5 protein-coding genes are annotated in these 8,758 nt (G+C 31.0%); all 5 read right to left on the bottom strand.

What is annotated here, in order from left to right:
* Window positions 1-272: 272 nt before the first annotated feature.
* Window positions 273-713, bottom strand: coding sequence for a hypothetical protein (locus V7124_RS26020; RefSeq protein ID WP_335494838.1), 441 nt, complete (start codon window positions 711-713; stop codon window positions 273-275).
* A 323-nt stretch (window positions 714-1,036) separates the two neighbouring features.
* Window positions 1,037-2,407 carry an anti-sigma factor gene (locus tag V7124_RS26015; RefSeq protein WP_335494834.1) on the bottom strand — a complete coding sequence of 457 codons (1,371 nt, stop codon included), beginning with the start codon at window positions 2,405-2,407 and terminating at the stop codon, window positions 1,037-1,039.
* Window positions 2,382-2,930, bottom strand: a complete 549-nt coding sequence (locus tag V7124_RS26010; RefSeq protein ID WP_335494831.1) for a sigma-70 family RNA polymerase sigma factor — start codon at window positions 2,928-2,930, stop codon at window positions 2,382-2,384. Before V7124_RS26010 ends, V7124_RS26015 begins: the two co-directional genes overlap by 26 nt.
* Before the next feature lie 726 nt (window positions 2,931-3,656).
* A complete protein-coding gene (locus tag V7124_RS26005; RefSeq protein ID WP_335494828.1) occupies window positions 3,657-7,376 on the bottom strand; it encodes a hypothetical protein in 3,720 nt (1,239 codons plus the stop codon).
* Between the two features lie 1,046 nt (window positions 7,377-8,422).
* Window positions 8,423-8,758 (bottom strand): hypothetical protein (locus V7124_RS26000; protein ID WP_335494825.1); only part of this gene is annotated, 336 nt, incomplete at its 5' end.

The raw sequence follows: 8,758 nt of genomic DNA, 5'->3' as shown, positions 1-8,758 counted from the left end.
TTAACTTAAATCCTTCACTTTACTTAGCCATAAAGAAACACCCCAAAAATTAGATTTCACTCTAACTTTCGGGGTGCAGTACATGGGCTAGTTGCCTTTCTTTTGTTCAGTTAAAAAATAAACATTCACCTTCCCCCGCCCAAACCTACTTTTCACGTTTTGAAGGATTTCTTTGCTCGTAACAAAGCAAGTCTGGCGACTCGTAAAATGGCGATGTCTCGTCAGAAGCCATAAAGTGAATTACCCGTAAAGGGCAATCCTCCATCAAGCAGTTAAGATGTCGGGCAGCCAAAAAAGGTTAGAGGTGGTTGGATTAGGGTTGAATTTATATTGGTTGAGAATAGAGAGATATTAAAGACTTCCAACGATTCCTGTATGGTAAGGAGATCCGCAATTACGACAAAAAATCCTCTCGGTGTTGGGTCTCCCGTTATTTGACCCATACCATTAATCACGACTCTGCATTGATTATTTACTAAGATACAATCCACTCCTGTAACCTCTGTAGAAGTAAAGACGAAACTTCGATTAGGGACCATACCGCTTTGATCAACAAAAGTAGCCGTAAAGGTAGAGATTTCAAGTCGATCTTCACAGACATCAACGTTTATAGTAAGCGTTCCACTTCTTGTTTCACCGTCATCAAATAGGAAGGAGATCTCTCCAGATGAAGTAGGATTTGTACGAGCCCCACATGAACAAGTTAATCCCATCTTGTCACCTCCTTTACAATAAGTTACTACTATCATATTAAGAGGTGGTCAAGCCCGTTTGTGTTAACGTTGTTGGTTAATTTACCACCCACTACTTTCTATATAATTAGTGAGCTTAACTTACAATATAGTACTTCATATGGGAGGAATTTTTTTATGATCCAACATCGTAAGATACTGGAATTACATATCATTTTATTTAGATTTCAACTTATTACTTGATGGGCAGTATTTTAAGGATTTCTATAACATCTATTTTTTTAAAAAATAAAAAATGAAGAAAGCTGCTAAATAAGCAAATTTCTCCATTTTTCTTGTTTTTACTATTGACGAATATCAATCCACCAACGATCTTTAGCATTCATGTCTTCAGTGGCACCACTGTAATGGAAAGCATCAAGGAAGATTGAATCCAATTTATCCGCATCTACAAAATAACCAAGGTTAACCTTCAGCGTTTGTCCAGGCTGGATCCTGCCAATATTGTAAAAACCTTTTCCGTTTCCGTGAGGTTCTAGATAATCAACTTCACCCGTCATAATACTATCTTCGGCGATTCCAACTTTTCCAGCATAGCTCCATGCATTCTTTTTAGATTTAAGCACTTCTAAGGATGGATGCATATAGATTTCTTCTGTTTCCTGTTTGCCAATATTTTTTACTGTTGTTGTCAAGTAGACAAATTTCAGATTAACTAGTTGCGATTCTATTAATTCGTCAACAGAATCCTTACCATTCCCTACTTTATACACATCCCGTTTGTATGGTAACAGTATATTTGTCTGATCTAAAGCCTTATTCTCACTTAGTATTTCTAGTCCCAATTCATTAAAGTTTTCTTGTTTAAAATCTTTGATTGAATCAAAGACTTCAACTTTTTCTATCACATATTCAAGTTTGTCTTCCTTGTTTATGGTTACAGGAACCGTTTGACCTACGCTAAATAATTGGTTGCTGTCCTTTTTCAAAGGAATAACACGAGATTCTGTCGGTTCCTTCGCTTTACTAAAAAGGGCTCCATCATAATCTGCTGTGTATGTTGCCTTTTCCTCTGTTGTTGATTCAAGTGAAATGCCCTCTATGACTTTGATCATTTGTTCATCACTTACATCCGTTCCAACATAACTTTCTACCATCATTCCCTCTTCCTCGAATAAGAGAAAGACCTGTCTATCAAACCTAACATTTTTGTTTCCAGTATCTTTATTCACAATCACTGCTTTCCTGCCATTGACCTCCTTTACCTCGTAGCCGTTTGCATACAAAGTTTGAAAATCAGAATTTTTCCCTAGTCTCCATAGAATGAATGAAAACCCACCATTTGCATAATTATCTTTAAAGGAATATTTCATAGCCAAGCTATCGTTTGCTTCCATATTTTCTGGTAAATAACCGACTTTCATCTTATACCAACTGTTTCTATTTTTAAAAATCTTATTTATCACTGAAATATTCACTTCATAATTTTGTTTTTGGACAATCATATCATAGGCCTTTACTGCACCGAAAGCGGTCGTCGGTATGCCAATCAATAAGCAGGCAGCAGCGATTAAAATACGATTCCTTTTACGCTTGACCTGCTGTTTTCTTGAATCAGAGTCCAATGAAAAGTTCGATATAATCGTATTAAGCTTATCAGTCGGTACATGAATCATGTCAATGTCTTCCTTAAACGATGGAATTTTGTCTGTCATCACTGTAAACCCCCTTCATTTTCTCCTTTAGTTTGTCTAATCCGCGCCGGATATTCGTTTTAACCGTTCCCTCTGGACATTTAAGCATCGAGGCGATCTGTTTCACCGAGTAATCTTGATAATACCTTAACAGTAAGACCGTTTTATATTTTTCCTCAATTTCATCCATTGCTTTAAGAAGATCAATATGTACATCAGAATTAAAAGATGAGGTATCACTAGTGTTTTCCAACACTTCTTTATTGATTGGAACTACTCTCTTTTTCTTTCTTAATAGATCAATCGCTGAATTTATCAAAATACGCGTCATCCATGTGGAAAAATATTCGTCATTTTTTAGTTTTGACAGCGATGCAAAAGCTTTATAAATCGTTTCTTGAAACACTTCTAATGCATCATCTTCATTCCGCATATACACATATGCCATCTTGTACAATTTTTCCTTCTCACTATGTATTAATGTCTGAAATGCATTTATATCTCCTTTTTTAGCCTTTGATATTAAGTTCAACTTTGTTTCCAATCTGGCACCTCCTTTTTCGTATTCGAATATTAGATAAAACAGTCACGAAAAACGATTCAAATAGTACTTATCTTTTTAAAAAACATAGGGAGATTTGGAGTTTAATAAACGCATCGCCTCTAGGAAATATTGCAATAATTACTCATTTTATATACAAACTAACAATCCTCTTCTATATCCTTTTTAGAAAAATTGTTCCACAATCGGGGCCCATTTGTGGATAGTCTTATTAAAAGCCCTTATCGCAAATCCCTAATGTCCAATATTATCTAAACAGAAAAAGGTAAAAACTTGAATTTATCTTTCAAATGCTTTTATTGAAGTCAAAATTAGTGAGATAAATCCCCTCATAATATGTAATAGCTAAACTACTTACTCCCAGTACATTTTGATTTTATTTGGAGTATTTTTATTTCTCTATCTGAAAATGTTAATTTGCTCATAGTCGTCCCCTAATCCTCTTATCTTTAAAATTCAAGTATATAAAAAATACCTATAGATAAAACACTCTTTTATCAAGTGTCCTATCTATAGGTACCATAGTAAAGGGTTAGTTGCCTTCTTTTAAAATGAGTTGCGAGACACACTCCACATGTGTGGACTGTAATTGACAACACATAGGGATGTTGGTGGGTTTATCAGCAAAGGCCTTATGTGATTAAAGTACTACGCTTGGACAACATCAAGTGACATTGATTGGCTTAAAAGAAAGTCAGTATAAAAACACTAATTTTTACTTAAAAACCTTTCTTTCCTCTCCTCTTCTGCATATTCCCTTAAATGTTCAATGGTAGTTGCTAGGAATTTTTTTATAGGAATTAATTTAATTCCTAGATCCATCTGAGATATTATATCTAATATATTTCTCCATTCAGCAGCCTCTAAGTCGCTAAATAACTGATCCCCACTAAGACTTCTTCTCCTTTTCAACCACCAAATCTTGGAGAATACATTCAAGTCTTGATTATGAAACACAAAAGTTGTTAATACATCACTAAACCATTCACTTCTCGTATTATGAATTATATCCATAATTACATTCATCTTTTTAATATTCTGATGGTTCTTCTTAACATACTCTAAAATAAATTCTCTAGCCCGCCCAATCTTTTGAGTATCTATATCATCAAAGAATACATTACAAAAATGCTCAGTAATACCAAAGAAGAGTTCTTTTTCTAAAGTGAAATCAATAACACTTTCTAAGTATTTCTCTATATTTTCTATATCCCAGATTAATCCTAATCCATTTCGCTTTTTAAATTTCTTATCTTCTTCGGAATAAATACTGCCTGTAAATTCAAGTAAGTAGTTTGGATCTATCCTTAAAATATGTTTAAATATTTTTCCCTTATAATCGAAATAGGAATCCAGCAAAAATTGTTGAATATACATTTCCTTTATTACTTCAATATCAATATTAAAATTCAGATATGAGAGCAGAGAATCGTTTCTACACTCAATTCGAATCTTATTAGTTCTTTCTTTATTTAAAGCAGTGACTGTCTCAAGAAGATCTTTATATAAATTTTTTTCAATACTTTGGAGATGTGTTAAATTTCCAAAATGAATATATGCTGTTTCATCTATAATTTTAATTAATTCATTAAAACGATTAACTTGATTCTTTTCCAAATATGACGGTTCTATGTTTTCATAAAAGGCAATTACCCATTTTAATCTATTAGCAAATGGTCTGCTTTCTAGTAATTCCATAAATTCTTTTACTAATTCAGATTTATTAAAATGATTTACTATTACTAAATACGGCACATAATTTAAATTACTATTTTTGTCAACTATTACTTCGAGCAATGTCTGTCCAATTTGAATATTATGATTGTAATTTTCATCAACAATAATATCCAACACCTTATTTTGGTTCCAAGAATTTTTTATAAAACCCTGAAGGTATATATAATCCTCAAGAAATTTCGAAACTTCTTCTTTAGAGTGCAACAAGGATGACTTTCTTATTTCTTGTTCCTTTAAATAATCGTACTCATCATAATCTTCAAATTCATACATTTCTTTGTCACGGAATCTATCCCAATGTATTCGTAAATACATCTCATAAAGTTCATTTCTGTATTTAATTCTAAGTGTATCTATATAGTAATCAGTTATTAAATGTCGTTTTAAGAACCCTAAATACTTCTGTACAAATAAACAATGTTCAAAAACTCCTGGATTTAAATGCCTCTCAATAAAAATTAGAATATACCCTTTATCAAAACAAACAATTTCTTTATTATCCGTATACTCTTCACAATAAGTTAATAATAAATCTAAACTTAATGCTTTTTCTAAGTCGAAATGATTATTCACAGTTTCCCATATTTGTTTTCTAAATGTTTTCAATTCTTCTACATAAGGTAATTCATAATTATAAAATGTAATTTTATCCCCTCTGCCCGCTTTAACAACCTCAAAAGTAAATTTAAGAAAGGATTTTGCTAGTTCAAAAAAAGCTACAGAATATAAAACATCTCCACTCTTTACTCCATTTATTAATGACTCGAACAATGTTAACTGTCTATAAAAACCATAGCGTTGATCTTCCATTTCAAATAAAAAGGTTTCACGAATTTTATATATTAGCTCCGGCAAATGTTCGGGTTGTTTTCTTACAAATTCAAAAGCAAGTTCGATACTACTTGTTAATTCCATTGGGAAGTTAAAATAATTTCCTATTAATTCAATTACACTGTTTTTATTATAAACAAATTGATTTTTTTCATAGAAGGTATTGTATTCTTGGACATCAGCATCCGGCAATGCCATTATTGTTTCATACAAATATTCAAATGCTTCATTTTGCAAATAAAACCAAAAGTCCTTTAAGAATTCCAGGTTTTTCTCAGGATTTACGTTACTATTTAAATATTTAACAAGTGCCGGCCTTACTTTTTTCATAACTTTTTCTGATCCGAATGAATTGTTTGCAGCAATTACACATTCTTTTAATCGTTCCGCGTTAGTTGCATAAAATCTTTCTAATAAGATTTCGAAAGATAAATACTCCCTTTCGATAAAAGCTAAGTAAAAAAAGTAATTTGAAATGTTTTGTTCAGGCACCTTTACATAATCATACCTAATTTCAACTAATTCCCATTTTTCTAGTTTTTCTATTTTCTCTACTAATTCATAATAATTAATCTTAAATTGATCTGTTACTGATTTAATCGATTCCTTATTTTTATAAGGCAACGTATGAAAAAACGAGATTATTCCTAAACACTGTATTGTAAACTTATCTTCTATATTAATTTTATCGTTTATAAATGTTGTAAAGTATCGTTCAAAAAGCTCTGAGACATTATGCATTACAGATAGATCCTGTTTTTCAATTGCTAATAATGCGGCCATTATAGCTAATCTAGGATTACCATCTGCGATTGCTATTATTTCATTTTGATATTTATCATTTAAAATATTAAATGGTTCAGCTTTTATAATATCTACTATTTGCTCATCCTTAAGCTTTTCAATATCTAGTACTTTTTGTGATAAGTTACTGCATAAATTTTTTATCTCACTCAAAGCATAATCTCGAACAGTAATAACTATTTTTAATTTTCCTTTTCTAGGAACCTTATAAAAGCCTAGTATCTGATTAAAAGCATCTATCCTGTTTGCATCATCAACAAATAATAGATAATCTTTATTCGAATTAAAATAATTATATAAGTCCTCTAGTAAATCAAAGTTTTTATAAGATATACAGTAGGCTTTGTAATTTGTATGATCTATTAATAATTCTCTTATTGTTTCAATGGACAATTTAGTTTTCCCTACACCTGCCGCACCACTTAGTATTACAAAATCATAAGAATGGATTGCACTTTTTAACTCACTCTTTTCTTCCTCTCTGTGCATAAAAGAGTTATCTAACGGTGTAGCAATACCATTTGAAGCTTTATTATATTCTTGAATAAATGACTCCAGGGAAACTATCTGACCAGTATCAAATACTAAATCTAAGTACTGCTGGACTAAATCACGATGTTGTAAATGTAATTCTATAGCAAGTAAATCCAATGTAATCAATGTTAGTTTTATATGTTTGTCTTTTAATAAAAAATTTAATTGATTTACTTCACCACTTTTTAGATTAAAATTCATACACAATACAATTTCCTTTATACTTTCTATAGGTATACCAGTTTTCTTTTGATCAAGACACTTTTCAATGTCTTCTTTTAATTTTTTGACCCCTGCTGATATATTTGTTGAATACTCTATAAAAATATACTTCCCATCTGGTAATAAAAAAAATGAATCTGGCGTACCTTTGATAGTTTTCTGTTTACCGGTTTGACTTCCTGCCCTTACAAAAGATGCATAATTTGAATTTCGTAAAATTAAAAAGCTGTCACATAACTCTTGGAACACTGTTTCATTTATTTCACTCAACCTATTTTCAATGGTTTGAAGTCTACTCATAAGGATTTTTCCTTTCTACTATAGAGCTTATTAACCTACAATGTCTTCTTTGTTATATTATACAATTTTGTAATAATGTAGGGAAAACCCCAAGTGATCAAACAGCGTTTAATTTAAAATTCAAATTAAAAACCCTATCCACTAAGGATAAGGCTCACCAAATCTATGATAAGTTACTTGTACAAATAAATTTACCAATTTTACAAAGAAGCAAGTAGTATTGTGCAAAAAGATCCCTCTTTCTCTAAAAGAATGGGGCTCTTATATTTACGCGAGAACAATCTTCGCAACCGCTTCACAATGTGTGGAGTGTAATTGACAACACAATTGGATGTTGGTGGGTTTATCAACTTTCCAAAAGAGCTTTCCATACTCGAAGAAGGGATATGAAATGTGAATGTGAGTAAGCTGCTTACTTTGAAGAGCAGCCTCCCCCATAATAGACTTTAATTGGAGGAGTACTATATTTATGTTTATCTTTAAGCCTTTTCTTTATTTCTTGGTATTCCTTTTCTGTAACGTCTTTTAAAAGAGATACAGCAGTAAAAATAAGTTCTACACCCTCTATATTAATATTTATTTCATAATGCTTGCCGGAGCTATATTTATGATCTGAAAACTCTATGTATAATCCTTTATCATTAGATTTTAACTTTAATCCATTTTTATTAATGGAGATATAATTACTTTCATAAATTTCTTCAGCTATTTTTATTGAGCAAGAGTATTCCCAATCTTTTTTCTCCTTTTAAATTGAACTTAGATATACTCCATCTTCAAACCGAAAATCATTTGTAGTCCAGTTAACCTTAAAAAATATAGTAAGATTACCTTTAACTTTTTTATGAATTCCAAACATAAATCTCACCCTGGATGTATTAGTTTTATTTAGTTTCAAGGTATTAAAATTTCAGGACCCGCTCTGTTTAATACTTTTTTAATTATTGTAACTCTTATACCATTCCACTATATATGAAAAATACCAACAAGAAGTAACTTTATCACGATTTGTGATAAGGTTCTCCGTGATGTGTTTAAGTGCTGTTTTACGATATTGGTTCTAATTCTAATTCTAATTCCAACTCATCATTTGCATCGTTACCTATTTTATCAATATTATTTTCTATCAAATATTTTAATCTTGGTTCAATAACTCTATATTTTTTTGTTTGTGAGCCTGGATTATCAATTTCTGTAATTAGTGCATATTCTTTAATTATTTTAATATCACTACTAGTTTTTTGTGTTGATATTTTATATTCCGCTACCCAATCTTTAACTTCAAATTCTAATTTTTTTAGTCTCAAAATTTTATTAATTACAGTAATAATATAGTCCTTTCTACTTGCCTTTCCAGGATAAAGGGAAGGATAGTCAAAATT

This window comes from Neobacillus niacini (genome assembly GCF_036961885.1).
Lineage (GTDB): Bacteria > Bacillota > Bacilli > Bacillales > Cytobacillaceae > Neobacillus > Neobacillus niacini_H.
The sequence above is the reverse complement of the archived record's forward strand: the minus strand, read 5'-3'. Positions and strand labels throughout refer to the sequence as shown.

What these genes read in the sequence shown, in the direction of transcription:
- V7124_RS26020 (WP_335494838.1), bottom strand. Translation starts at nt 713, where the DNA reads ATGGGATTAACTTGTTCATGTGGGGCTCGTACAAATCCTACTTCATCT.
- V7124_RS26015 (WP_335494834.1), bottom strand. Translation starts at nt 2,407, where the DNA reads ATGACAGACAAAATTCCATCGTTTAAGGAAGACATTGACATGATTCAT.
- V7124_RS26005 (WP_335494828.1), bottom strand. Translation starts at nt 7,376, where the DNA reads ATGAGTAGACTTCAAACCATTGAAAATAGGTTGAGTGAAATAAATGAA.